Genomic DNA, 24717 nt, shown 5'->3' with positions numbered 1-24717 from the left:
AGACCTTATAAAGTCGTGGTGGCGCCTGCAGAAGCGTAGTTTTGGTAACTCGTCATCTGCCGGGCTATGTTCGAAATCTTGCTGGCGTAGTGCGGATCGGTGGCGTAACCGGCCTTTTGCAACTCGCGTACAAACTGTTCCGGGTTATCGGCAGACTTCAGCACATCTTGATAGCGACTGTTGCTTTGCAGCAGGTTGACCAAGTCGTGGAAACTGTCGCGGTACGAGGCGTAGGAACGGAACTCGGCCGTCTCCTTGACCATCGCACCATTGCGAAATTCGCTGGTGATCGCCCGGGCCGAATCGCCCTTCCAATTGGCGCTGGCCTTGATACCGAACAGGTTGTGACTGCTGCTGCCATCGGGCTGGCGCATGACCGATTTGCCCCAACCGGTTTCCAGGGCGGCCTGGGCCACCAGGTAACGCGGGTCGACACCGATGCGGTCGGCCGCTTCCTTGGCCATTGGCAACATGGCGTTGACGAATTCGTCGGCATCGCGGAAGGCCTTGCGTGCCGGTGCCAGCGGCGGCTGGGCCACGGCGCGGCCATAGACCTGCATGTCGCCTTTCGGCTCGGCGGCCTTGAGTGCGGCCAACCAGTCGCCATTGGCCAATTCGCCAGTCGCCGGCTTGACGGCGGCGATGGCGCGATCCGTCAGGACGTTCTGTGCAGGCACATCGGCGTTGGCCGCGGCCGAAGGCACCAGCCCGGCAAGCAGGCGGTCAGCCAGTTTCGGCGGCAAGGCCAGGCGGCGCTGGTTGATCAGCTCCATGTCATTGCGATGAGTACCCTCGCCCGCCCCTTGCGGCACGTTCACCGCCCGGGAAGCCCACAGCGGACGCTGGCCGTTGGAGCGCGAAAGAGGACCGTCGGGCAGCGTGCCGGCGGCCACTGGCGTTGGCACCGCTGCCTTGGCGACCTTGTCCAGCGCCTCTTGCTGCTTGGCGGCCGACAAGCTTGCCGCCTCGCCTGGCGCCAGCGGTTTGTTCTTGGACATCTGGCGCAGCAGCACATCGGCCAGGCCGATACCACCGCCTTCGCGGGACATGGAGACGGCCAACTGCTGGTCGTACATTTCCTGGTACTGCTTGGCTTCCGGCGTGTTCATCGGATTGTCCTTGCCCAGCGCATCGGTGGCCGAACGCATGGACTTGAGCATTTCGCCAAGGAACAGCGACTCGAATTCCTGAGCCACTTTACGCAGGTTGCCGTCGCTGTTCTTGTCGCCAACCTTGAGTTGGTTCAGTCGGTTCAAGTCCGAGTAGGAGCCCGAATCCCCGCTGATCAAAGTACCCTTGCGCATGTCCATGGACCGGTCCTCAAATCACGATCAGGTCGGCTTGCAACGCGCCGGCCTGTTTCAAGGCTTCGAGAATCGCCATCAAGTCGCCTGGCGCCGCGCCGACCTGGTTCACCGCCCGGACGATTTCATCCAGGGTAGTGCCCGGGCCGAACTTGAACATCGGCTTGGCTTCTTGCTCGGCATTGACCCGCGAACGGGGGACCACGGCTGTCTGGCCGTTGGACAACGGACCAGGCTGGCTGACGATCGGGTCTTCGGTGATGGTCACGGTCAGGCTGCCGTGGGTCACGGCGGCCGGAGACACCTTGACGTTCTGGCCGATCACGATAGTGCCGGTGCGCGAGTTGATGATGACTTTCGCCACCGCCTGGCCCGGGTCGACCTCGAGGTTTTCCAGGATCGACAGGTAGTCGACCCGCTGGCTCGGATCCAGTGGCGCGGTGACGCGGATCGAGCCGCCGTCGAGGGCCTGGGCCACGCCTGGGCCGAGCATGTCATTGATCTTGTCGACGATACGCTTGGCGGTGGTGAAGTCGGAACGGTTGAGGTTCAGCGTCAGGCTGTTGCCCTGGTTGAAACCGCTCGGCACTGCACGTTCCACCGACGCACCGCCAGGGATGCGACCGGCCGACGGAACGTTGACGGTGATCTTCGAACCGTCGCGCCCTTCGGCATCGAAACCGCCCACCACCAGGTTGCCCTGGGCGATGGCGTAGACGTTGCCGTCGATACCCTTGAGCGGCGTCAGCAGCAAGGTGCCACCGCGCAGGCTCTTGGAGTTACCGATGGACGAGACGGTGATATCCACCTGCTGGCCAGGCTTGGCGAACGCCGGCAGATCGGCACTGATCGACACCGCCGCGACGTTTTTCAACTGGACGTTGCCGGAGCCGGCCGGCACCTTGATGCCGAACTGCGACAACATGTTGTTGAAGGTCTGCAAGGTGAACGGGGTCTGGGTGGTCTGGTCACCGGTGCCGTTCAGGCCCACGACCAGGCCGTAGCCGATCAACTGGTTGGAACGCACGCCGGAAATGCTGGCGATGTCCTTCAGACGCTCGGCTTGAGCGGTAAAGGCTGCCGACATTACCAGGGCACCGATCAACAGCTGCTTAAGATTCAACTGGGCCACCTAGAAAGGGAACTTCGGGCTGAGGAAGAAACGGTCGAACCAGCCTGGCTGGCTCGCATCGGCAAAGGCACCGGTGCCCGAGTAGGTGATGCGTGCATCGGCCACCCGAGTCGACGAAACCGTGTTGTCGGTGGCGATGTCATCGGCGCGAACCATGCCGGCGATGCGCACCAGTTCGTCACCCGTGTTAAGGGTCAGCCACTTCTCGCCGCGCACGACGATGATGCCGTTGGGCAACACATCGGCGACGGTCACGGTAATCGAGCCGGTCAGGCTGTTGCTCTGGCCGGACTTGCTGTCGCCCTTGGTGGCACGATCAGAGTTGTATCCAGCGTTGAGGCTCAGGTCATTGCCCCCGATCGGGTTGTTGGTGGTCAGGCTGGAACCGAACAACGACGTCAGGCCGACGCTGGTATTGCTGGTCTTGTCCATTTGCGAGTTGGCGTTCTTGCTGGCCTGGGTCCGCTCATTCAGGGTGATGGTGATGATGTCACCGACCCGGAAGGCCTTGCGGTCGCTGTACAGGTTCTGCTCGAAGCCAGCCTGGTAGATCGAGCCATTGTTGGCGGCAGCCGGCAACGGCGTGCGCGGCAACACCGGGGCGTAATACGGGTCATTGGGCCTGGGTGTCGGCGCGACACAGCCCGCGAGTGCGGTGATCCCACTCAGTGCCAGAACAGATACGAAGCGTTTCATGACCCTACCTCTTGGTGTTGCAGGCGACCCTGGGGCCGCCCTGTCTACGTAATGACGGACGTTGCGACGTGATTACAGATTCTGCGTAACGAACGAGAGCATCTGGTCGGCGGTGGAGATCACTTTGGAGTTCATCTCGTAGGCGCGCTGGGTGGTGATCATGTTGACCATCTCCTCGACCGTGCTCACGTTGGACGTTTCCAGGGTGTTCTGCAGCGTGGTACCGAAACCGTTCAGGCCGGGAGTGCCGACTTGCGGCGCGCCACTGGCGGCGGTTTCCAGGAACAGGTTATTGCCCACCGCTTGCAGGCCGGCCGGGTTGATGAAGTCGGCAGTCTGCAGGTTGCCGATCACTTGGGAGGCCGGGTTGCCCGCCACCGTGATGGACACGGTGCCGTCACGGCCCACGGTGAACGTCTGGGCATCGTTCGGGATGATGATGGCCGGCTCCAGGGCGAAACCGCTGGCATTGACGATCTGGCCGTTGGAATCGAGGTGGAACGTACCGTCACGGGTGTAGGACGTGGTGCCGTCCGGCTGCAGGATCTGGAAGAAACCGCGACCGTCGATGGCCATGTCCAGCGGCTGCTCGGTGGTTTGCAGGCTGCCGGCGGTGAAGTTTTTCTGGGTGCCGACAATGCGCACACCGGTACCCACTTGCAGGCCCGACGGCAGTTCGCTGTCCTGGGTCGACTGGGCGCCAGGCTGGCGTTTTACCTGATACAGCAGGTCCTGGAACTCGGCACGATCACGTTTGAAACCCGTGGTCGAAACGTTCGCCAGGTTGTTGGAAATGGTCGTCAGGTTGGTGTCCTGGGCGGACAGACCTGTTTTGGCAACCCATAGAGCCGGAAGCATTCGATTCTCCTCGTACGCCTGTTTTTCGGCGCGACGCTTTAGTTAATGGTTAGATCTGCAAGACCCGAGCCATGGCCTCGTCGCCTTCTTTGGCGGTGTTCATCATTTTGACGTGAAGCTCAAACTGCTTGGCCAGGGCCAGCACCGAGGTCATTTCATCCACGGCATTGACGTTGCTCGCTTCCTGGAAACCCGACACCAACTGCACGTTGGCATCGATGGGCGCCGGCTGGCCGTCCTTGGTACGGATCGAACCGTCCAGGCCCTTGGTCATGTTCTTGAGGTCCGGGTTGACCAGCTTGATGCGGTCCACTTCAGCCATCACCCGCGGGCCTTCGCCCATGGCGCGGATGCTGATGGTGCCGTCCTGGCCGATTTCGATTTTCTGCTCTGGCGGCACGGCGATCGGACCGCCGTTGCCCATCACCGGCATGCCGTTGCCGGCGCGCAGCACGCCCAGGGCGTCGACATTGAGGCTGCCGGTGCGCACGTAGCTTTCACCGCCGTCGGGGTTCTGCACGGCCATCCAGCCCGGCCCGCTCACCGCGACATCGAGGTCACGACCGGTTTCCACCAGCGCACCCGGAGTGAAATCAGTAGCAGGCCGTTCGGACATGGCAAACGCCCGCGCCGGAAAGCTGTCGCCGAACACCGGCATCGAGCGAGCCTGTTCCAGGTCTTTCTGAAAACCGTTGGTGGAGATGTTCGCCAGGTTGTTGGCATGGGCCCGCTGCGCCAGTGCGTTCTGGCTGGCGCCGGTCATTGCCACATAAAGGTACTTGTCCACTGTCGTTCCTCTGCATGCCGGACGTTTGCCGCCCACTGCTGTGTTGCACAGCCTTAAGCAATTTGCAGACCAACTTTTTTCTGGCGGGCCCAGGCCCGGAAAACAAAGGGCTCTGGGGGTGCGGAGGCTATTGCGCAATTGTGTCGAAGTCGAAAAACCGGCGGTGTTATGCCGCTAAGTGGCAAGGGCTGCCAAAGCACCGCCGAGCACATCTACCACCCGGTCTTGTTGATCTGCGGATAGACCGAGCCATAACGGCAAACGCAACAGCCGCTCGGAATAACCGTCGGTAATATCCATTGCGCCATGCACCCGCCCATAGCGCGATCCAGCGGGCGATGAATGCAGCGGCACGTAATGGAACACCGCATAGATTGCGTGGCTCTTGAGCGCCTCGAGAACGAGCTGGCGTTCCACACCAGGGGCGAGGAGCACGTAGTACATGTGCGCATTGTGCTGGCAATTTTCAGGAACGATCGGACGACGAAGCAACCCTTGCTGCTCAAGTCCCGCCAACGCAGCATGATAATAGTCCCAGATCGCCAGGCGGCGATGGGTGATGACTTGCGCCTCTTCCAACTGGGCCCAGAGGAAGGCTGCTGTCATTTCTCCGGGCAGAAACGAGGAGCCCACCTCTTGCCAGGTGTATTTGTCCACCTCGCCCCTGAAGAATCGACTGCGATCGGTACCTTTTTCCCGGATGATCTCGGCTTGCAATGCCATTGCAGGATCATTGACCAGCAACGCCCCGCCCTCCCCCGAGATCACGTTCTTGGTCTCGTGAAAGCTGAATGCCCCAAGATTTCCGATACTGCCCAAGGCTCGACCCTTGTAGGTTGACATCACGCCTTGCGCAGCGTCTTCAACCACCGCCAGCCCATGCTTATGCGCAATAGCCAGGATCGTGTCCATCTCGCAGGCCACACCGGCGTAATGGACGGGTACGATAGCCTTGGTCCGTGACGTGATCGCCGCCTCGATCAGACGCTCGTCCAGGTTCAGGGTATCAGGACGAATATCGACGAAGACCGGCACCGCGCCACGCAACACAAAGGCATTGGCCGTGGAGACGAAGGTATAGGAAGGCAAGATGACTTCGTCGCCAGGCTGGATGTCCAGCAGCAACGCTGCCATTTCCAGCGCAGCCGTACATGAGTGGGTGAGCAATGCCGTGTTGCAACCCGTGTGCGACTCCAGCCAATGGTGACAACGCTTGGTGAATGGGCCATCACCGGCGAGCATGTTGCCGAATTTGGCCTGGGCAATGTAATCCAGCTCTTTGCCGGTCATGTACGGGCGGTTGAAGAGTATCGTTTCGTTGCTCATTGCAAACTTCCCTGGGTGGGCATAGTAAATAGTGGCGCACAGCACAAAATCTCAAACCACACTGATCCGCCCACCGATCTGACTGCCTGTATCTAGATTTTCGTAGAAGTACGGAGTAAATCCGGCCCTCTTCATGGCCTGTTGAGTTTCACCAATATCGTATTCAATCCGATGCAGGGCGAAGGCTTCACCGTCCCAGGTCGCGAAAGCTGCTCGAGCATCCCCATCACGCGGCTGACCAACTGAACCTGGGTTGCAATAGACCTTGCCCTCGCCACTCCACAAGTACTGGACATGGGTATGGCCTGAGGCGAAATACTGACCGGGCAACGGCGCGAAATACGCTTGCGAGGGTCGCACGTACTCGTCCAGCGGATCGTTCCAGCCGCCATGGACGATGCTCAATCCATGCTCGGTCGAGCGCTCCGGGAACGATCCCAACCAGGCCAAGTTCTGCGCAGTGATGATGCCCTGCTGATAGTCCAGGCAGGCATTGGCGCTATTGGAGCGAGGGCAGCGCTCATTCTTCGCCAGGTACCAATCATGATTGCCCATCACCGAGAAAATGTTTCGCTCGCGCAGGGCCTCGCAACATTCATTGACTTGGCTGTAATAACCGGCCGTGTCGCCCAGGCAGATAATCCGCGACACACCCAGCTCATCCAGCTTGGCAAGCACTGTCCGCAGGGCACTGTAATTGCCATGTACGTCAGAAATGATTCCGATCATAGACAATGAAATCCTCTATATAACGAACAGCGAAACCACTACGAATGGTGGGCTGGGCCGGTGCCTTGCCGTCGAGGTAATGATCCAGACACATGGCCGCCTCGTTGTAACCGAATGCGCGACGTATCGAACTGGTCGAGGATATTCGCGGATTGATCTCAAGCAGGCTCCAGGAGCCATCGCTGCCACGACGGAACTGCAAGTTGGTCGGGCCTACCGGTTTGAAGGCGCGGCACAACCTGGCGACTGTTTTATCCAGCGAATCATCCTGATACACCCAAGCCTTGGCGGTGGACCCGTCCGACGCCAACTTGCGCTGGAAGTTGATGATCGGACCGGTGCTCCCCCGGCCATCGCCAAACGCCGCCACGGTGAATTCGTCGGCCGCGCTGCCAATGATGGGTTGCGCCATGAGGTAGTCACCGAGCAGTGCCGCGTGAGGCGTAAAGTCGCGCTCCTCGCGAACCCAGACCAGCCCTTTGGAGGCGTAGCTTCTGCGCGGCTTCAGCAGAAACGGCAGGCCCAAGGCAGCCTTGAGCGAGTGAAAATCCCCCGACAGCAGGCTGGGAATACGACTGGCATCCCCCAGCGCCACCAGCGCCTGGTCCATTGCCCACTTGTCCCTGGAAAGGTCGATCAGTTCCTGGTTGTTGAGCACGACCTGACAATCAAATGTCGCCAACAACGCTCGGTTGTCCGACAGCCAATGGACATCCTGTTCGATCCCGGGAATAAGCAGATCAACCTTGTACCTGGCCAATGTGTCGCCCAGCCACTGGCCGTACCCCGGGTCTGCGGTCAACGGGGCCTGCACGAATACATCGCTCCAGCCGCGACCGACAGCGTCGTCGTAGATATCCGTGCCGACCAAACGAACAGAGGGAGCCGCCTCACGCAGCGACTTGAGCAGGCCATAACCCATGATGGCGCCTACGCCGGTCACCATGACGGTCTTCATGACAGACTCTCCCGATGCGCTCTCATCAGTCCAAAGCCCCGACGAACATCTATTTGCGGAGTAAACTCAATTTGCTTGTACAACTCATGCGCACAGTCAAAAGGAGGCAGATCGGGAATATCGCTTTTTTCCGGTAGGAAGCGGACATCCACCGGCTTGCCAAACGCCTCGAATGCGGCCTGGGCAATTTCGGAAAGACGGGGAGATTCGGGATGGCCGCAGTTGTACAAGCCGGCAATGCCCTGCTCTGCCAGCCGCGCGCAGACCTCGGCAAGGTCACTCAGGTGCAGGTAGTTGCGCCTGGCGTCGTTGCTGCCATATAGCTCGACGGCTTGCCCCGCCTGCGCCTTGTCGGCGATGGCGTAGAACAACGGTTGGTGAGGCCTGCACTGCTCGCCGCTATCGTAGACCTGACTGATGCGCAGGACACTCAACGCCATGCCCCGCTCTTGGCAATACAGGCTGGCCACTTCCTCGGCATGACGCTTGGACAGCGAGTAGATACCGAAATAAGGATCCGCCGGCCGGTCGCAGGCCGAACGCGACGACAACAGAACGAAATGGCGCGCCCCGCATTGTTCGGCCAGGCGGCAGGCAGCCAATGTCCCGACGCTGTTGATCAGCTCGGCGCGAACCAGATCGTCCGGCTGACGACCGCCGAAATCGGCAGCGGCCAGCACGACGACATCGAAGCGCTCGTCGCACGCGCAAGGCGCCTGGCTAGCGAGGTCAAAAGTAACATCGGCATCCCGGCGCCCCGCCAACTTGACTTCGCCAAGGCGCGACAACGCGAGGGCGACCGCCTTGCCAATGACTGATGTACTGCCAATTACCAGGCTTTTCATGACTGGGCGACTGTTGCTTCAAGCATCAGCGCACAACTGAGCTCCGGATAATCGATGCCCACGGTACACATGGCCTGGACGATGTCCGGCCCCAGGTTCAACTCTTTCAATTGTCCGGTGGTGAAGGGCTTGAGAAACACGCCTTCCTTGCGCACGACCTGGAGCCCGGCGGCTTCCAGTTCAGCGGTCAAGGTCTGTAGCGAGTAGCTGCGCACATGGCCCAGCTCCAGATCGCCACGCCCCAACGCCATCATGTCGCCAAGCAGTCCGGCAGCATGGCCGAACCGCCGATGCAGGGACTCGCCGTTAGGCACCAGAACGAAGCAACGACCACCCGGTGCAAGAAAGCGCTTGAACCTTTGCAGCACGACCTGTGGATCCTCGACATGCTCAAGGACAAACCCCATCACGATGAGATCGAAACGCTTGTCGGTGTCGAATGTCTCGAAATAACTTTCGACGATCTCGGCCGTATTATCCGGGTACTGGGCCTTGAATTGGGCGATCACCGATGCAGAGCCATCGATGACCGTGTGTCCACTGAAGAACTGCGAGAAGCGGTGGGTACTGAAACCGTGGCCCACACCGAGCTCCAGCAGGCTTTGCGTCTGGGTGCACAGCGCCATGATGCGCTGGGGATACCAATTGAGAATGATGTTGTTGTCATACGCGTAGCCAAAGCTGTCGCTGTAGGCTGCGATGAAGGTATCAAGATCGTTGCTCATGTCACATACACTCCGCTGCGCGGCAAAGGTAGTCATTCGTACACATCAATCGGCCAACCAGGCCCGTCGCCAGGCGGCCAGGCGCTCGCCTTCAAGCAGCCACTGCGCACGCACGGTCGACTGCAAGGCGTCCCCCAGCGTCGCAGAGGCCTCACGGTCTTCCAGATGCAAGCGAATCGCCCGGATCCAGTCTTGCGCCTCGTTACTCACTCGCGACAACGGCAACACCTCGCCGCCGACAAAACCTGGCACGCGGCTGCAAATGACCGGATGCCCGCAAGCGGCATGCTGCAGGACACGTAAATCACCAGAACAGGCATTACCCAGGGTTTCGGCCATGGGTACCAGCGCAAGATCCAGATTCAAGGCTCCCATGGCCCCAGCCAACTGCTGCTGCGCGACACTTGGGTGCAGTTCCTTCAAAAAAGGTTGCAGTGCTGCGGGACAGTCGCCGAGCACCACCCACTCGACTTCGTCAGCCAACGCGGGCACCACGTCGGCCAGCAGTTCAGCATCCTTCCCACCCAGCCAGCCCAGGCGTGGCTTGGAGCCCATGCGGCGCTTGCTTTGTACACGGCCCCATGCAGCCGGTAGCAGGGTTTCCAGCACGCGGATGTCGTCATGCTGACCCTGTAACAGTTCGGCCAGCGCTGGCGTGGGAACCAGCACCCGATCGGCCTGCAACATCCCGAACCGCAGACGCTCCAGCAGTTCATCGGCTGAGTAATCGCCCTTCAATTCCATCTGCGGCAAGTAACCGTCCAGATCGTAGACGGTGAAGGCCTTGGAAAACGCCCTCAGGCGGCTCAGCGCTAGCAGCCCGGCATCATCCAGAGGGCGCTGTAGCACGATGGTCGTCGGCGCCAGGCGTTCGATCTCCACCGGCGACAGCAAACTAGAAACAGCCGCGCCTTCGACCTGCCCCGCTTCAAGCAATGTGCTGAACGGCTGAACCAGTCGCGAATAGGCTCCCGCCCGCTGCTCGGTGACAAAAACCAGCACCCTTGGCACGCTGCCTTGCAGGGGATACCAGCACAGGTCCTTGTTTTCCCGGACAAACCCCTCACCGACGCGCAGTGAAAAATTGGCATTGTAGGCAGGGTCGCGGGCCAACTGTGGTAACCAGCGAGCGAACAAGGCATCCTCCTGCTCGCTGCTTGCACGGGTGTCTGATACAGCGTCCGTCAACAGACGTGCGTAAGGCGTCCAAACGTTCAGGTATCCCGCCTGCTGCAGTTTCAGACACAGATCAACATGAGTCCAGGGTGCCAGCAATGGATCGGTCTCGAAGCCATCGGCCTCGAGAAACAGGTCCCGACGCAGCATCAGGCATTCACCACCCACTGCGGAGCAGTTCTGCTCAAGCCCAAGCCGTTCCATGTAACCCGATGCCTGGGATGACAAGCCTTCGAAAGCTCGACCGACAATTCCGCCCAGTCCCAAGACAAGACCTGCCTGACGTATCCGACCTTGGCTATCTTGCAACTTGCCGCCCACGGCGCCGACTTCCGGACGCTGGGCGTGATTGAGCAACGCTTGCAACCACCCGGGCTCAAGCACAGCGCTTTGCGCGTCGAGCCAAAGCAGATATTCGCCGCGCGCCTCCTGCGCCGCCGCGTTGCACATGGCCGCACGAGACTGTCCCGGCATGAAACGCAACACCTGGAAGCGGCCTTCGCCCATCTGCTCGACCAGCCCCAGCCACTCCAGCAAGGCGGGTTCGTCGTTGCCCGGTTCAATCAGCAGGACTTCGAAGTCCACAGCGTCGGTCTGCATCAGCAGGCTTTCCAGGCAACGCTGGAAATTCGTCAACTGTCCTTCCAGATAAATCAGAATACTGACCGAGGCCAGCCGCTCGTGGCCGTAGTCGATACGATAGCGGCTCGGCTCCTTTTCCAATGCAATCGCTCGCGCCTGGCCGTAGCCACGTTCCTGAAGGTGCGCATCAATGACCGCACGCTCATCAGCGCTTCCCGACTGCCGCACCTCGTTGGCGATCAGCAGGGGTTCGCTGACGTGCCCGATGCTCGCCATCCCGCACTCGGTGATCAGGCGCAGTTGGTAGGCCAATTCAAAGGCGTCACCGCAGGCATTATCAAAACCGTTCAAGCGCATCAGCGCCTCACGAAGGTACATCCAGTGACGGGAATGGCTGGCCGGAAACGCCAACAACAAATCCAGATTCAGGTCGGGTCGCAACGAGAGGTCGATCACGCCGCCCGTACGCAGCGCCTCGTCGGCGTACACCGCCAGGCACCCGTCAGGCGCATCAAGCAGATTCAGAGCCGTCACCAGCAATCCTGCGGCGATGAACTCCTCCCCCGCCTCCACCAGCATGACCCAATCGCTCTGGACGCCCTCGAGCAAGCCATTGATCGCGGCTGCCGGTTGCTTGGGATCACACGCCAACCACTGAACGTTGGCACGCCCCGGGTCAGCGGCTCCCATCACGCACACATGGATGCGCTGGTACAACTGTCGATCGAGGCTGTCCAGGGTGTGAGCCAGCGCCAACTGATTGCCGTCATCGCGGACCAGGACAGTGAAGCTGGGCGCCGCCGAGTTGGCCAAGCGCTCATTCATCAGACGCAATTGCTGCGCCGTAGGATAGCGTTGGCGCAACCAGTCGAGCGCACCCAGACGATTGCCAACCGCCTCTCGAGCGGCAGTCGCCTGGGTTTTTGCAATAAACGCATCCAGCTGCTGCCAGAAAGACGCGGTGCGTTCGACGTAACGATGCAAGGCGTCACCGAGGCTTGCCCGCGCATGTTCCAACGGGTCCGACTGATCAAGCATGGCAAAGCCGACACTGCCAAAGAAACTGGTGTCGAGCAGTGGCTGGTCGACGCCATGCCCCGGAATGAAAATCACCGGGCAGCCACACAGCACCGCCATGACGCAGGTCATCGACCACTCGTAGCTGTACATCACTTCCGCATGGCGCAGCACCTTGGCCAGCTCGGGCAGGGGCAAGGGGTTGGCCATGCTCAGCAGGCGGATATCCGCAGGCAGTTGCGAGTAGTCGATCTGATCCAGAGGATGGCGGTTCTGGTAGAGGTAGCTACCCTTGCGCACGGCGCCTGCGCCCACCGTCGAGAACATTTCGACATCGATGGTCGGCAGGCACAACAGGTCGCCGTCAGGGTCGCCACGGTGCTCGGCGAGCCGGGCGGCGTAATAGAAAAACAAGTCGGTGGGCGCGGCGTCCATGCCATTTCCCGTGAGGAACCCCTCGAAATTCAGGAGAAAACGCGCCACGACCGAACAGTTGAGCGGATTGCCGGGGAACACCTCGGGATATACGGCAATCGGCACCTTGCCCGCGGCCATATGGCGCTGTTTGATGGCGGAGCTGATCACCGGAGTCTTGAGGTCGGGATTGACCACTTCAGTGCCGCAGATGTAGGCCTCACGACCACTGAGATTGAGCATATGGCAGAGGTAGTGCAGCGAGACGACGCCCGACGACGATTCACGGTATGCAGGCGCCAGGAAGTAGTAGGGATGCTCGGGCTTGGCATACATCAGCCGCAGACGCGCCAACGCCTGTTCGAGCGAATGAGCGTCCAGCTGCGCAAGGTTCGACATCGGGTGCAATCTCCAGAATCAAATCAAAAGGGTGTCACTGGCAAGGCCTGCTCAGGCAGCCCTTTTCTTCAGAAAATCCGATGCGTCCGCGCCGGTATTGAACAGCAGGTCGATGACGCTGACCGCATGCTGGAACTCGCCGTACACCTGCGGATACTCGGGATAGCCGGCATAGCTCATATAAGAAACCGCGATCCCGTTGGTGGCGAACGCCGCTTCGTCGAGGTAGTGACTGGCGGCGGGGCCAGAGAGGTATTCGTTCGCCCCGAGGGCCTGGCATAGATGGATCAGGCGTTCATTCTTGCCCTCCACACCTCCCAGGTCCTCGGAACGGTACAGCGGTGTGTGGATCCCCAGCAGGGGGCACAAGCCGGCAATAAACAGGTGGTTGATATGGGTCAGGTGGCTGAGTCCCGCAGCCTGCTCGTAGAGCGCGCGAATCGGCGCCTCCATCTGGGCGAAGCACGGTGCGCGCCGGTAGCTCTGCTCAATCGTCTTCCAGTGCGCGGCGGCCCAATCCGGACTGCTGACCTGGACTTCGTTGATCAACTGTCCGAGACGACCCTTCTTCTTGACCGCAATACTCAGCCAATGCTCACCCTGGGCAGTCTTGATCTTGTTGCGGTTGCGCCAGTCACTCCGGGTGTACTGGACATCGTCATAAAGGATGAACGCATCGACGCTGCGGATCAGATCGAAATACCCCTTCCAAGGGATGTAGTTCGACTGCACTACAGCTATTTTCTTTTGCATCCTGAGCCTCACGTACGCAGCCGAAACCGGGCCTTTGCCCTGTCAAAAAATCGCCACCCTCTAAGATTAAGCGGGGATAGACCACGATCTAGCAAATCCCATACCAGGGGAAAACGCCCCGCTACGGCTCAGTCTTGCCAACCTCATACTCCCGCAACTTGTTGGCAATGGTCGTATGGGAAACCCCCAGCCGCTTGCCCAGTTGCCGGCTGCTCGGGTGCTCGGAGTACAGGCGCTCCAGCACGGCTTTCTCGAAGCGTCCGACGATCTCATCCAGCCCACCCTCAAGGGAAAAATCGCCAAGGGGCTGACGCACGCCGTAGTCCGGCAAGCGGATATGCTCGGCCTTCACCGTCCCGCCATCGCACAGGGAAACCGCCTGGAACAGCACGTTTTCCAGTTGCCGGACATTGCCCGGCCAGTGGTAGTGACTGAGACGGTCCATCGCCGCCGGGGCCAGCTTGGGCAGGGCGCAGCCGATCTGGCGGCTGGCCTGGTCGAGGAAATGCTCCACCAGCGGCGCCAGGCCATCGAGGCATTCGCGCAGCGGCGGGATGTGCAGGGAAAGCACGTTCAAGCGGTGATACAGATCCTGACGGAATTCGCCCCGGGCGCAGAGTTCGGACAAATCGACCTGGGTGGCGCAGATCACCCTGACGTCCAGGTACACCTCCTCATCGCTGCCAACACGCCGGAAGCAACCGTCCTGTAGGAAGCGCAGCAATTTCACTTGCAGGCGCGGGCTCATCTCTCCGACCCCGTCGAGGAACAGCGTCCCCCCGGCGGTCAGCTCCAGAAGGCCGAGCTTGCCTTCGGCCCGGGCACCTTCGAAGGCCCCCGGCCCGTAGCCGAAGAGCTCGGTCTCGGCCATGGACTCCGGCAACCCGGCACAGTTGAGCGCCATCAATGGCGATTGCCCGCGCGGACTCGCCAGGTGACAGGCGCGAGCCAGCAGCTCCTTGCCAGTGCCGGTTTCACCTTCTATCAATAGCGGCGCGTCCAACGGGGCCATGCGCCGAGCCTCACGGACCACCGCCGCCATGACCTTCGAGCTCTGGAAAATACTGTCGAAGCCACGCAGTTCCTGTTTGCGCACGTTATAGATACGTTCGCCAACCCGGTCGGCCCGGTGCAGTGTCAGCACCGCACCGGCCATGGCTTCGCTGTCGTCGTGCTCCGATTGCAGCGGCGCAATGTCGGCCAGGAACACATCGCCCTTGACCTTGACCCGCAGGCCGTTGATGCGCGACTGGTTGGCCCGCACCAGTTCCGGCAAGTCGAAATCCTCGGCATAGCGGGACAAGGGAATCCCCGGCACCTCATCCACTCGCACCCCGAGCAACTGCGCCGCTGCCCGGTTGGCCGCTACGATGGAGCCGCCCATGTCGATGGACAGCACCGGGAATTCCAAGGCGCCGAGCAAGGCGTTGAGCTCCATGTGCCTACGCTCGCTGGGCATCAGCCCTACACGCTTGACGCCAAATACCCCGGCAATGCCTTCGAATTTCGGACGCAGCGCCTGGAACTGGATGTTGATCAGGTTTGGGCAGTGCAGGTAGATCGCGTTGCCATGCTCGCCACCGACCTCCCCCCGGGCGACGTTGATGCCGTACTCCACCAACAGGTTGAGGATGTCCCGCAGGATACCGATGCGATTCTGGCAATGGACTTTGATGCGCATGAAAAGGCCCGATGTGTATGAAAAGGTCCCTGCCACCAGGTTTTTCTGCCCGGCAGCGTAAATAACCGTCAAGATTATGTGACAGTTGTAGGCCGTTTCCCAACGGAAAATCCCAACAACCTTGTAGCCGCCGCCATTTCGTAACGAAAAGTTTACGGATTGACGATTCCCTCACCCAATCCATTTTCGCCAGCCTGCTGCGCAAGCCCCTGCTTCGAGTTATCTCTAATACATCGCTGGACATAACAACAACACGTCTTCCCCCTGAGGGAAATCAGCAGGAGAGCAGCATGAAGCAGACGCAGTACGTGGCCCGCGAGCCCGATGCGCAAGGTTTTATCCACTACACCGCCGAAGAACATGGGGTGTGGAATACGCTGATCACCCGCCAGCTGAAAGTCATCGAAGGCCGTGCGTGCCAGGAATACCTGGACGGCATCGACAAGCTTGGCCTGCCCCACGACCGTATCCCGCAACTGGGCGAAATCAACCAAGTGCTGGGCGCGACCACGGGCTGGCAAGTCGCCCGGGTACCGGCGCTGATCCCCTTCCAGACTTTCTTCGAATTGCTCGCCAGCAAGCAGTTTCCGGTGGCGACCTTCATTCGTACCCGCGAAGAGCTGGATTACCTGCAAGAGCCGGACATTTTCCACGAGATCTTCGGCCACTGCCCATTGCTGACCAACCCCTGGTTTGCCGAATTCACCCACACCTACGGCAAACTCGGCCTACAGGCTTCCAAGGAAGAACGCGTCTACCTGGCGCGCCTGTACTGGATGACCATCGAGTTCGGCCTGGTGGAAACCCCGCAGGGCCGGCGCATCTACGGTGGCGGCATCCTGTCCTCGCCCAAGGAAACCGTGTACTGCCTGTCCGACGAGCCTGAGCACCAGGACTTCGATCCACTGGAAGCCATGCGCACGCCCTATCGCATCGACATCCTGCAACCGGTGTATTTCGTGCTGCCCGAGCTCAAGCGCCTGTTCGACCTGGCGCACGAAGACATCATGGGCATGGTCAAGCGCGGTCGGGAACTGGGCTTGCACGCCCCGAAATTCCCACCAAAGGCTGCGTGAACCGCGTCTTTTAATCTCAATTGAGTCTGTTGCACAACGCGGCTTTGCTTTAGCGTGGGTGCATCGACGTTTTCAAATATTCGATCCGGGAACACACCATGAACACTCTGAACCAAGCCCATTGCGAAGCCTGCCGCGCCGATGCCCCACAAGTCAGCGACGAAGAACTGCCGGTGCTGATCAAGCAGATCCCCGATTGGAACATCGAAGTGCGCGACGGCGTGATGCAGCTGGAAAAAGTTTTCCTGTTCAAGAACTTCAAGCACGCCCTGGCGTTCACCAACGCTGTCGGTGAAATTTCCGAGGCCGAAGGCCACCACCCTGGCCTGCTCACCGAATGGGGCAAAGTCACCGTGACCTGGTGGAGCCACTCCATCAAGGGCCTGCACCGCAACGACTTCATCATGGCCGCCCGCACCGATGACGTGGCCAAGACCGCAGAGGGCCGCAAGTAATGCATTTCGACGCCATCGGCCGGGTACCCGGCGACCCGATCCTAGGCCTGATGGAGGCCTACGGGGCGGACGCCAACCCGAGCAAGTTCGACTTGGGCGTGGGTGTCTACAAAGATGCCCGGGGCCTGACGCCGATTCTTCAGTCAGTGAAACAGGCCGAACAACGGCTGGTGGATCGCCAGACCACCAAGACCTACATCGGCGGCCACGGCGACGCTGCATTCGGCCGGTTGATCAACGAGTTGGTGCTGGGCGCCGACTCTCCGCTGATCAGCGCAAAACGTGCCGGCGCCACCCAGACACCGGGCGGCACCGGCGCGCTGCGCCTGAGTGCCGACTTCATCGCTCAATGCCTGCCGGGCCGTGGCGTATGGCTGAGCAACCCAACCTGGCCAATCCACGAAACCATCTTCGCCGCGGCCGGGGTCAAGGTCAGTCACTACCCTTACGTGGGCGCTGATAACCGCCTGGATTTCGAGGCGATGCTGGCGGCCCTGAGCCAGGCGCCCAAAGGTGATGTCGTGCTGCTGCACGCCTGTTGCCACAACCCCACCGGATTCGACCTGTCCCATGAACAATGGCGTCAGGTGTTGGACGTGGTGCGCAACCGCGACCTGCTGCCGCTGATCGACTTCGCCTACCAGGGCTTCGGTGATGGATTGGAACAGGACGCCTGGGCGGTCCGACTGTTTGCCCAGGTCCTGCCGGAAGTGCTGGTCACCAGTTCCTGCTCAAAGAACTTCGGCCTCTACCGCGATCGTACGGGTGCGTTGATCGTCTGTGCCCGGGATGCCGAGAAGCTAGTGGACATCCGCAGCCAACTGGCAAACATCGCCCGCAACCTGTGGTCGACACCGCCGGATCATGGTGCGGCCGTGGTGGCGACCATCCTCGGCAACCCGGAACTCAAGAGCCTGTGGGCCGATGAAGTCCAGGCCATGCGCCTGCGCATCGCGCAATTGCGCAGCGGCTTGCTGGAGGCCCTCGAACCCCATGGCTTGCGCGAGCGCTTCGCCCATATCGGCGTGCAACGCGGGATGTTTTCCTACACCGGCCTGACGCCGGAACAGGTCAAGCACCTGCGTGAGCGCCACAGCGTCTACATGGTGGGCACCGGCCGGGCCAACGTGGCCGGCATCGACGCCACGCGCCTGGACCTGCTTGCCGAGGCGATTGCTGACGTTTGCAGATAACACCACCGTCGGCCGTTGATTTTGTGGCGAGGGAGTCCCCGCCACGTCTTCGACGCTGCGCTGTCGCGCAGGGAACTAGAGCGACGTCCACGAGATATCTGTTTTTGATCGTTCCCACGCTCTGCGTGGGAATGCATCCCGTGACGCTCTGCGTCACCTTCCAGAAGCGGAACGCGGAGCGTCCCTGGCGACATTCCCACGCAGGAGCGTGGGAACGATCGATATGTATTTTCAGCCTTAAAAATCAAATGGTTGCATTTTATTCCATGAGAGCTTGCTCCCGCTCGACAGCTCCTACAGGCCTGTCCACTCGCGGACAAACTGCCCGAGATCCTCTTGCGGCGCCGTGCGCGCTTCTTTCTGCGGTGTGCCCAGGTAGAGAAAACCGATCACCTCCTCCCCATCCTCAAGGCCAAGCCCCCTGGCCACATGCGGCGAGTACGCCAGTTCACCGGTGCGCCACACGCCGCCAACCCCTTGGGCATACGCCGCCAACAAGATGCCATGGGCTGCGCAGCCGGCCGCCAGCAGTTGCTCGGATTTGGGGATTTTGAAATGGTCCTGCAGACGGGCGATCACCACCACGACCAGGGGCGCGCGCAATGGGCCGTTGAGGGCCTTTTCCACGACGGTTTCCGGTACCAGCGGGTCATTGAACCGCGCTGCTTCGGCCAGCAGTTCGCCCATGCGATGCCGCGCCTGCCCTTCGACTGTCAGAAAACGCCATGGCCGCAGCTGGCCGTGATCCGGCGCCCGCATGGCCGCGGCGAACATGAGTTCGCGCTGTTCCGGCGTGGGGGCCGGCTCCACCAGGCGCGGGACGGAAACACGGTTGAGCAAAGCGTCGAGAGCCTGCATCGGCCACCTCCTGAAAAAATGTCCGGCTATTCTAGTAGCTGTGCGGCGAGTTCGTTAGCGCAAATTCCGCGGCCAGGTGCCCACTCGGCGCCGGGTGCCGGTTTACAGGGCGCTTGTCGCGGGTAGAATGGCGCCCTTCCTTTTTCAGCCTGAGCGGACTTCATGGCGTTGCCGACCCTGCGGATCATTGGTTTCATCATCGGCATCTTCCTGATCACCCTGGCGATCTTCATGGTCGTTCCCATGGCCACCCTGATGGTCTTCGAGCGCACCCGCGACCTGCCGTCGTTCCTCTGGTCGAGCATGATTACCTTCCTCGCCGGCCTGGCCCTGGTGCTTCCCGGGCGCCCGGAACACATCCACCTGCGCCCGCGCGACATGTACTTGCTGACCGTCAGCAGTTGGCTGGTGGTGTGTATCTTCGCCGCGCTGCCGTTCCTGCTGACCCAGAAGATCAGCTACACCGACTCGTTTTTCGAAAGCATGTCGGGCATCACCGCCACCGGCGCCACCGTCCTGAGCGGCCTGGACACCATGTCCCCGGGCATCCTGATGTGGCGCTCGCTGCTGCACTGGCTCGGCGGTATCGGCTTCATCGGCATGGCGGTGGCGATCCTGCCCTTGCTGCGCATCGGTGGCATGCGGCTGTTCCAGACCGAATCGTCGGACCGCTCGGAAAAAGTCATGCCCCGTTCCCACATGGTGGCGCGGCTGATCGTGGCGTCCTACGTGGGCATCACCATTCTCGGCACCCTGGCGCTCTGGTGGGCCGGGATGAGCCTGTTCGATGCCATCAACCATGCGATGTCGGCGATCTCCACCGGCGGTTTTTCCACCTCGGACCTGTCCCTGGCCAAATGGACCCAGCCGGCCGTGCACTGGGTCATCATTGTCATCATGATCCTCGGCAGCCTGCCGTTTGCCCTCTATGTCTCGATGTTGCGGGGCAATCGCCGGGCACTGATCAAGGACCAGCAGGTCCAGGGGCTTATCGGGGTGTTGCTGGTGACCTGGCTGGTGCTCGGCACCTGGTATTGGGCGACCACCGACCTGCATTGGCTGGAGGCGCTGCGGCACGTGGCGCTGAACGTGACGTCCATCGTCACCACCACCGGTTTCGCCCTCGGCGACTACAGCCTGTGGGGCAATTTTTCGCTGATGCTGTTTTTCTACCTGGGGTTCGTCGGCGGTTGTTCAGGCTCGACGGCCGGCGGGATCAAGATCTTCCGCTTCCAGGTCGCCTACATCCTGCTGCGGGCCAACCTTAATCAACTGATCCACCCCCGCGCGGTGATCAAGCAGAAATACAACGGTCATCGCCTCGACGAAGAAATCGTCCGCTCGATCCTTACGTTCTCGTTCTTCTTCGCCATCACCATCTGCGTGATCGCCCTGCTGCTGTCGCTGCTGGGCGTGGAATGGATGACGGCGCTGACCGGTGCGGCCAGTACCGTGTCCGGCGTCGGTCCGGGGCTGGGGGAAACCATCGGGCCGGCCGGCAACTTCGCACCGCTGCCGGACGCGGCCAAGTGGATTCTGTCAGGAGGCATGCTGCTGGGCCGACTGGAGATCATCACGGTGTTCGTGCTGTGTATCCCGGCGTTCTGGCGTCACTGACCGCTTCAGGCTGACTCGCCAACCGTGCCCGGTATTCGCCAGGCGTGGTGTCGAACCAGCGGCGGAAGGCCCGGAAAAAATTGCTTGGGTCGGCAAACCCCAGCAGATAGGCGATCTCCAGCAGCGTCATGCCCGACTGCGCCAGGTACTGCTCGGCCAGTTCACGACGGGTGTCCTCAAGCAAACTCTGGAAACTGGTGCCCTCTTCCTGCAAGCGCCGCTGCAAGGTGCGCTGCGACAGGTGCAGCGTCTGCGCCACCACGTCACGCTTGGGCTCGCCCTGGGGCAACAGTCGGCACAACACTTGTCGTGCCTTATGGGTCACACGGCTTTCCGAAAAACGCGCGAGGTATTCACCGGCAAACCGGTCATGCAACTGCGCCATGGCTTCGTTGGCCGTCGGCAGCGGCGCCTCCATGTCGGCCCGCTCAAAAATCAGCGCGTCATAAGACGCGCCGAACACCAGCGGTGCGCAGAAGGCTCGCTGATAAGGCGCCAGGTCCAGGGGTTCGGTGCCTTGGAACAGCACTTTTACCGGGTGCAAGGTACGCCCGGTCAGCCAGTTGCACAGGGCCAACGCACAGGCCAGGGACGCTTCGGCACTTTGGCGAGTGGGGGGCAAATGGTCGCCATGCACCGTCAGGATCAGCCCATAGCCCTCTTCCAACCGACGAAAACTCAAGTCGGCGCTTTCGGCAATAATTCGCTGGTATCGCACCAGTCGCTGGAAACCCTCCGCCAGCGTGCGACTGGACATCAAGGCGTAGCCCGCCACATGGAACGAGGCCGGGCGCACCACTTTACCCATGTTCAAGCCAATGGCCGGGTTACCGGACAATTCCACCGCCCGTTGCCAGAGCCGCGTCATCGAGTCCTGGGGGAAGCGTGCATCCGGATCGTCCAGCGCATCAAAGTCCAGCCCCAGTTGCTTGAACAGCACCCGACAATCCAGGCCGTCGATTTCCAACGCCTTGACAATCCCCATCGCCCAGCTTGAAGAAGTCGTTCGTTCGTTCATGACGTTTTACTTGCATGACGAGCCGCAGGGTACGGCTGGATTTGCGAAGGATACTAAAGTGGCGCCCATTGTCACTGGCTGTTGCAAGTGATCGCTCTAGACTCAAAGTAAGCCGCTGGATTTATCGGTTGCCAGAACAATAACCAAAGAGCCTGCAGTCTTGGAAAACGCCAAACGATTCAATACCTTCGCCGAGTTCTACCCGTATTACCTCGGCGAGCACAGCAACAGCACCTGCCGACGATTGCATTTCATCGGCACCTCCCTGGTCATCCTGGTGTTCGTCATGGCCCTCGTAGTGGGGAGCGGGTGGCTGTGGCTCGCCCTGCCCGTGGCCGGCTACGGCTTTGCCTGGGTCGGGCACTTCTTCTTCGAAAAAAACCGTCCCGCCACCTTCCAGCATCCTTTCTACAGCCTGCTCGGCGATTTCGTCATGTACCGCGACATGCTGCTGGGCAAGGTGGCGTTCTAGCCAAAGGATTGCCTATGAACACTCATGCACGTTTTACCCACATGCGGGACGGCTCTCAGGAGGACTGGGCGATCATCGCCGCCGACTTCAGCGCCTACGCCCGGCAATTGCCGGGCCGGATCCTGGCCCACTTGAAGCTGCTGGACGGCGATTTCGGCGGGTTCCCGGTGGATCGCCTGACCCATTCCCTGCAAACCGCCACCCGTGCCTACCGTGACGGGCGGGACGAGGAATACGTGGTCTGCGCCCTGCTCCACGACATCGGCGACACCCTGGGTTCGTATAACCACCCGGACATCGCGGCGGCGATCCTCAAGCCCTTCGTCAGCGCGGAAAACCTGTGGATGGTGGAGAAGCACGGGATTTTCCAGGGCTATTACTTCTTCCATCACCTGGGCATGGACCGGCACCTGCGCGAGCAGTTTTTCGAACATCCGCAGTATCAGGCGACAGTCGACTTTTGTGCGAAATATGACGCAGCAGCGTTCGATCCCGAGTACGACACGCTGCCGTTGAGTTTCTTCGAGCCGATGCTGGAAAGGCTGTTTGCTGCGCCGAAGCAGTCGATCTACAAGGCGGCGATGACGGAGCAGCCTTCTGGCTGACAGATTGCTGGGGACCGCTGCGCGGTCCATCGCGGGCAAGCCTTGCTCCCACAGGTGTTGCCTGCTCTCATGGGCGGTGAGTACTTGTGGGAACAGCCTTGCTCCCACAGGTGTTGCCTGCTCTCATAGGCGGTGAGTACTTGTGGGAGCAAGGCTTGCCCGCGATGGCGTCATGAAGGCCTACACCGGCTCAGTCACTTTCAACTCAGTCTTGGCCAGTGCCTCCCGTGCCTGGGCCTCCGCCAACCGATACAACTCGATCGACCCGTCCCAGTGCTCGATCAGCGCCGTGCAGGATTCGACCCAATCGCCACAATTGAGGTATTCCACCTCACCCACCATGCGCATCTCGGCATGGTGGATATGCCCGCAGACCACGCCATGCAGTTCGCGCTTCACACACTCGTGGGCGATGGCTTCTTCGAAATCGCTGATGAAGCTGACGGCGGTCTTGACCTTGTGCTTGAGGTACGCCGACAACGACCAGTAGCCGTAGCCGTAACGGGCCCGCCAATGGTTGAGCCAGCGGTTCAGCGTGAGGGTGAACTCGTAGGCCGAATCCCCGAGGAACGCCAGCCAACGGTGGTACCGGGTAATGACGTCGAACTGGTCGCCATGGATCACCAACAGGTGCCGACCATCGGCAGTGACGTGCACCGCTTCGTCCACCAACTGGATATTGCCCAGGATCAGCTTCGAATAGCGCCGCAGGAACTCGTCATGATTGCCGGTGACGTAGATCACTTCGGTGCCGCGCTTGCTCATGGTCAGCAAGCGGCGAATGACGTTGGTGTGGGCCTGGGGCCAATACATCCCACCGCGCAGTTTCCAGCCGTCGATGATGTCCCCCACCAGGTAGATCTTGTCGGCGTGGTAGCCCTTGAGAAACTGCGACAGGTGCTCGGCCTGGCAATCCCGGGTGCCCAGGTGCACATCGGAAATCCACAGGGTGCGAACACGCTGTTTGCGGCTGGGTCTGGCGAGCTCGGCGCTGGTCATTGGGCAACCCTCTGATCGTTTTTGCCACTGTGCACGCCAGCGGTTAATGGCCTATGACAAACACAAGTCCATTGCATGACAGCGCCGGGCGTTGCGCCCTCGGTGTATGCTGGCGGCCTGACACGGGAGACCGCGATGAGACCGATCCTCACGCTACGCCACTACAGCCACGACTTGATCGCCCACAGCCATGACCATGCCCAACTGGTGTTCGGGCTGTCTGGCGCGCTGGATTTCGAGGTCGAAGGGCATGGCAGCCAGGTGGTGCAACAAAGCTTCGTGGTGGTACCGGCCGGCGCGCATCACGGCTGCGGCAGCCCCCACGGCAGCCGCTGCCTGGTGTTGGATGTGCCCAGTGATGATTGGGTCGGGCAATGCCTGGGGGATCACGCCGACGCCAGCCGCCGTTTGCTCGACGACACCGCGCGCCTGCCCCTGGATGCGGGGCAAAGCCAGTTGGTCAGTTGGTTGGCGGGCAGCCCGGTGGACGATCCGGTGATCGCCCAGCAAGGCGCGGTGCTGCTGCTGGCGAGTCTCAATAACGCTCGCCAGGCAACCCTCGGCGGCCGGCGCCTGCCCTACGCCGCACTCAACGCCCACATCGACCAGAACGCCGCCTATCCGCTGCAAGTGGCGGACCTGGCACGAGTCGCCGGCCTCTCCAGTGCCCGCCTGCACGCGCGCTTCGTCGCCGAGTGCGGGCAAACCCCGATGGATTACATCCGCAGCCGCCGCTTGCACAAGGCTGTAGCGTTGTTACGTGATTCGCAGTTGCCCATCGGTGAGATCGCCCACCGGGTCGGCTACGGCTCCCAAAGTGCCTTCGCCGCGGCGGTACTGCGGGAATTCGGCGCCTCGCCGGGCAAGCTGCGGCGTCAGCGATAGATTCGCGCTAAAAATCGCTAGGATCGCGACAGACACTGCCGCCTCACCCACGCTTAAATACTAGGGGACGATCCTGTGGGAGCGAGCTTGCTCGCGATTGCTATCTGTCAGTCAATATCTGCATTGCCTGAACCACCGCTTTCGCGAGCAAGCTCGC

General features: G+C 61.0%; 23 protein-coding genes. 7 read left to right on the top strand and 16 right to left on the bottom strand.

The features are described 5' to 3' along the window. Positions 1-5: 5 nt before the first annotated feature. The 13 genes from flgJ to KGA89_RS25655 form a co-directional block, all read right to left on the bottom strand. The gene (gene flgJ, locus KGA89_RS25715; RefSeq protein ID WP_003199053.1) at positions 6-1310 is read right to left on the bottom strand and encodes a flagellar assembly peptidoglycan hydrolase FlgJ; all 1305 of its coding nucleotides are present in this window, start codon (positions 1308-1310) and stop codon (positions 6-8) included. Between the two features lie 10 nt (positions 1311-1320). Beyond that, a complete protein-coding gene (locus KGA89_RS25710; protein ID WP_161796644.1) occupies positions 1321-2391 on the bottom strand; it encodes a flagellar basal body P-ring protein FlgI in 1071 nt (356 codons plus the stop codon). Between the two features lie 45 nt (positions 2392-2436). Next, positions 2437-3132, bottom strand: a complete 696-nt coding sequence (gene flgH / locus KGA89_RS25705) for a flagellar basal body L-ring protein FlgH (protein ID WP_003199049.1) — start codon at positions 3130-3132, stop codon at positions 2437-2439. Between the two features lie 72 nt (positions 3133-3204). Next, positions 3205-3990 carry a flagellar basal-body rod protein FlgG gene (gene flgG / locus KGA89_RS25700; protein WP_003199045.1) on the bottom strand — a complete coding sequence of 262 codons (786 nt, stop codon included), beginning with the start codon at positions 3988-3990 and terminating at the stop codon, positions 3205-3207. 49 nt (positions 3991-4039) lie between these two features. Further along, positions 4040-4777, bottom strand: a complete 738-nt coding sequence (locus tag KGA89_RS25695; protein WP_003199043.1) for a flagellar basal body rod protein FlgF — start codon at positions 4775-4777, stop codon at positions 4040-4042. A 174-nt stretch (positions 4778-4951) separates the two neighbouring features. Beyond that, positions 4952-6103 (bottom strand): dTDP-4-amino-4,6-dideoxygalactose transaminase, encoded by a 1152-nt coding sequence (gene rffA / locus KGA89_RS25690; protein WP_223472834.1) that lies wholly within the window; start codon positions 6101-6103, stop codon positions 4952-4954. 51 nt (positions 6104-6154) lie between these two features. Continuing rightward, on the bottom strand, positions 6155-6832 hold the full coding sequence (locus tag KGA89_RS25685) for a metallophosphoesterase family protein (protein WP_223472833.1): 678 nt from the start codon (positions 6830-6832) through the stop codon (positions 6155-6157). Next, positions 6813-7790 (bottom strand): ATP-grasp domain-containing protein, encoded by a 978-nt coding sequence (locus KGA89_RS25680; protein ID WP_223472832.1) that lies wholly within the window; start codon positions 7788-7790, stop codon positions 6813-6815. Before KGA89_RS25680 ends, KGA89_RS25685 begins: the two co-directional genes overlap by 20 nt. After that, positions 7787-8635 (bottom strand): NAD-dependent epimerase/dehydratase family protein, encoded by an 849-nt coding sequence (locus KGA89_RS25675; protein ID WP_223472831.1) that lies wholly within the window; start codon positions 8633-8635, stop codon positions 7787-7789. Before KGA89_RS25675 ends, KGA89_RS25680 begins: the two co-directional genes overlap by 4 nt. Next, a complete protein-coding gene (locus tag KGA89_RS25670; RefSeq protein WP_032833238.1) occupies positions 8632-9360 on the bottom strand; it encodes a class I SAM-dependent methyltransferase in 729 nt (242 codons plus the stop codon). Before KGA89_RS25670 ends, KGA89_RS25675 begins: the two co-directional genes overlap by 4 nt. A gap of 45 nt (positions 9361-9405) precedes the next feature. Then, a complete protein-coding gene (locus KGA89_RS25665; RefSeq protein ID WP_223472830.1) occupies positions 9406-12948 on the bottom strand; it encodes a glycosyltransferase in 3543 nt (1180 codons plus the stop codon). A gap of 51 nt (positions 12949-12999) precedes the next feature. Beyond that, positions 13000-13701 carry a WbqC family protein gene (locus KGA89_RS25660; RefSeq protein ID WP_123351120.1) on the bottom strand — a complete coding sequence of 234 codons (702 nt, stop codon included), beginning with the start codon at positions 13699-13701 and terminating at the stop codon, positions 13000-13002. Between the two features lie 121 nt (positions 13702-13822). Then, entirely contained in the window at positions 13823-15382 is a 1560-nt protein-coding gene (locus tag KGA89_RS25655) for a sigma-54-dependent transcriptional regulator (RefSeq protein ID WP_123351121.1), read from the bottom strand. A 290-nt stretch (positions 15383-15672) separates the two neighbouring features. Here KGA89_RS25655 and phhA point away from each other — a divergent pair, with 290 nt between their 5' ends. From phhA to KGA89_RS25640, 3 genes are all read left to right on the top strand, one after another. Beyond that, positions 15673-16458: a phenylalanine 4-monooxygenase gene (gene phhA / locus KGA89_RS25650; RefSeq protein WP_223472829.1), complete on the top strand. Its 786-nt coding sequence runs from the start codon at positions 15673-15675 to the stop codon at positions 16456-16458. 98 nt (positions 16459-16556) lie between these two features. After that, positions 16557-16913 carry a 4a-hydroxytetrahydrobiopterin dehydratase gene (locus tag KGA89_RS25645; protein WP_003184087.1) on the top strand — a complete coding sequence of 119 codons (357 nt, stop codon included), beginning with the start codon at positions 16557-16559 and terminating at the stop codon, positions 16911-16913. Then, entirely contained in the window at positions 16913-18106 is a 1194-nt protein-coding gene (locus KGA89_RS25640) for an amino acid aminotransferase (RefSeq protein WP_223472828.1), read from the top strand. Before KGA89_RS25645 ends, KGA89_RS25640 begins: the two co-directional genes overlap by 1 nt. Positions 18107-18400: 294 nt before the next feature. Here the strand turns inward: KGA89_RS25640 and KGA89_RS25635 are convergent, their stop codons facing one another. Continuing rightward, positions 18401-18964: an NAD(P)H nitroreductase gene (locus tag KGA89_RS25635; protein WP_223472827.1), complete on the bottom strand. Its 564-nt coding sequence runs from the start codon at positions 18962-18964 to the stop codon at positions 18401-18403. A 162-nt stretch (positions 18965-19126) separates the two neighbouring features. Between KGA89_RS25635 and KGA89_RS25630 the strand changes: the two genes are divergently transcribed. Beyond that, positions 19127-20581, top strand: a complete 1455-nt coding sequence (locus tag KGA89_RS25630) for a TrkH family potassium uptake protein (RefSeq protein ID WP_003199020.1) — start codon at positions 19127-19129, stop codon at positions 20579-20581. Here KGA89_RS25630 and KGA89_RS25625 read toward each other — a convergent pair. After that, positions 20538-21599 (bottom strand): AraC family transcriptional regulator, encoded by a 1062-nt coding sequence (locus KGA89_RS25625; protein WP_223472826.1) that lies wholly within the window; start codon positions 21597-21599, stop codon positions 20538-20540. The genes KGA89_RS25630 and KGA89_RS25625 overlap by 44 nt on opposite strands. A 160-nt stretch (positions 21600-21759) precedes the next feature. On the opposite strand from KGA89_RS25625, the gene KGA89_RS25620 reads away from it, so the two are divergent. Together KGA89_RS25620 and KGA89_RS25615 are read left to right on the top strand one after the other, a co-directional pair. After that, positions 21760-22071: a DUF962 domain-containing protein gene (locus KGA89_RS25620; RefSeq protein ID WP_027912759.1), complete on the top strand. Its 312-nt coding sequence runs from the start codon at positions 21760-21762 to the stop codon at positions 22069-22071. A gap of 14 nt (positions 22072-22085) precedes the next feature. After that, positions 22086-22676 carry an HD domain-containing protein gene (locus KGA89_RS25615; RefSeq protein ID WP_223472825.1) on the top strand — a complete coding sequence of 197 codons (591 nt, stop codon included), beginning with the start codon at positions 22086-22088 and terminating at the stop codon, positions 22674-22676. A gap of 180 nt (positions 22677-22856) precedes the next feature. Here the strand turns inward: KGA89_RS25615 and KGA89_RS25610 are convergent, their stop codons facing one another. Next, positions 22857-23675 (bottom strand): UDP-2,3-diacylglucosamine diphosphatase, encoded by an 819-nt coding sequence (locus KGA89_RS25610; protein WP_003199013.1) that lies wholly within the window; start codon positions 23673-23675, stop codon positions 22857-22859. Positions 23676-23810: 135 nt separating this feature from the next. On the opposite strand from KGA89_RS25610, the gene KGA89_RS25605 reads away from it, so the two are divergent. Beyond that, the gene (locus KGA89_RS25605) at positions 23811-24560 is read left to right on the top strand and encodes a helix-turn-helix transcriptional regulator (RefSeq protein WP_223472824.1); all 750 of its coding nucleotides are present in this window, start codon (positions 23811-23813) and stop codon (positions 24558-24560) included. Positions 24561-24717: the final 157 nt, after the last annotated feature.

The sequence above is a fragment of the Pseudomonas sp. A-RE-22 genome, from assembly GCF_019956035.1.
Lineage (GTDB): Bacteria > Pseudomonadota > Gammaproteobacteria > Pseudomonadales > Pseudomonadaceae > Aquipseudomonas > Aquipseudomonas brassicacearum.
Note: the sequence above shows the minus strand (reverse complement) of the source record. Positions and strands in the feature narration are given on the sequence as shown.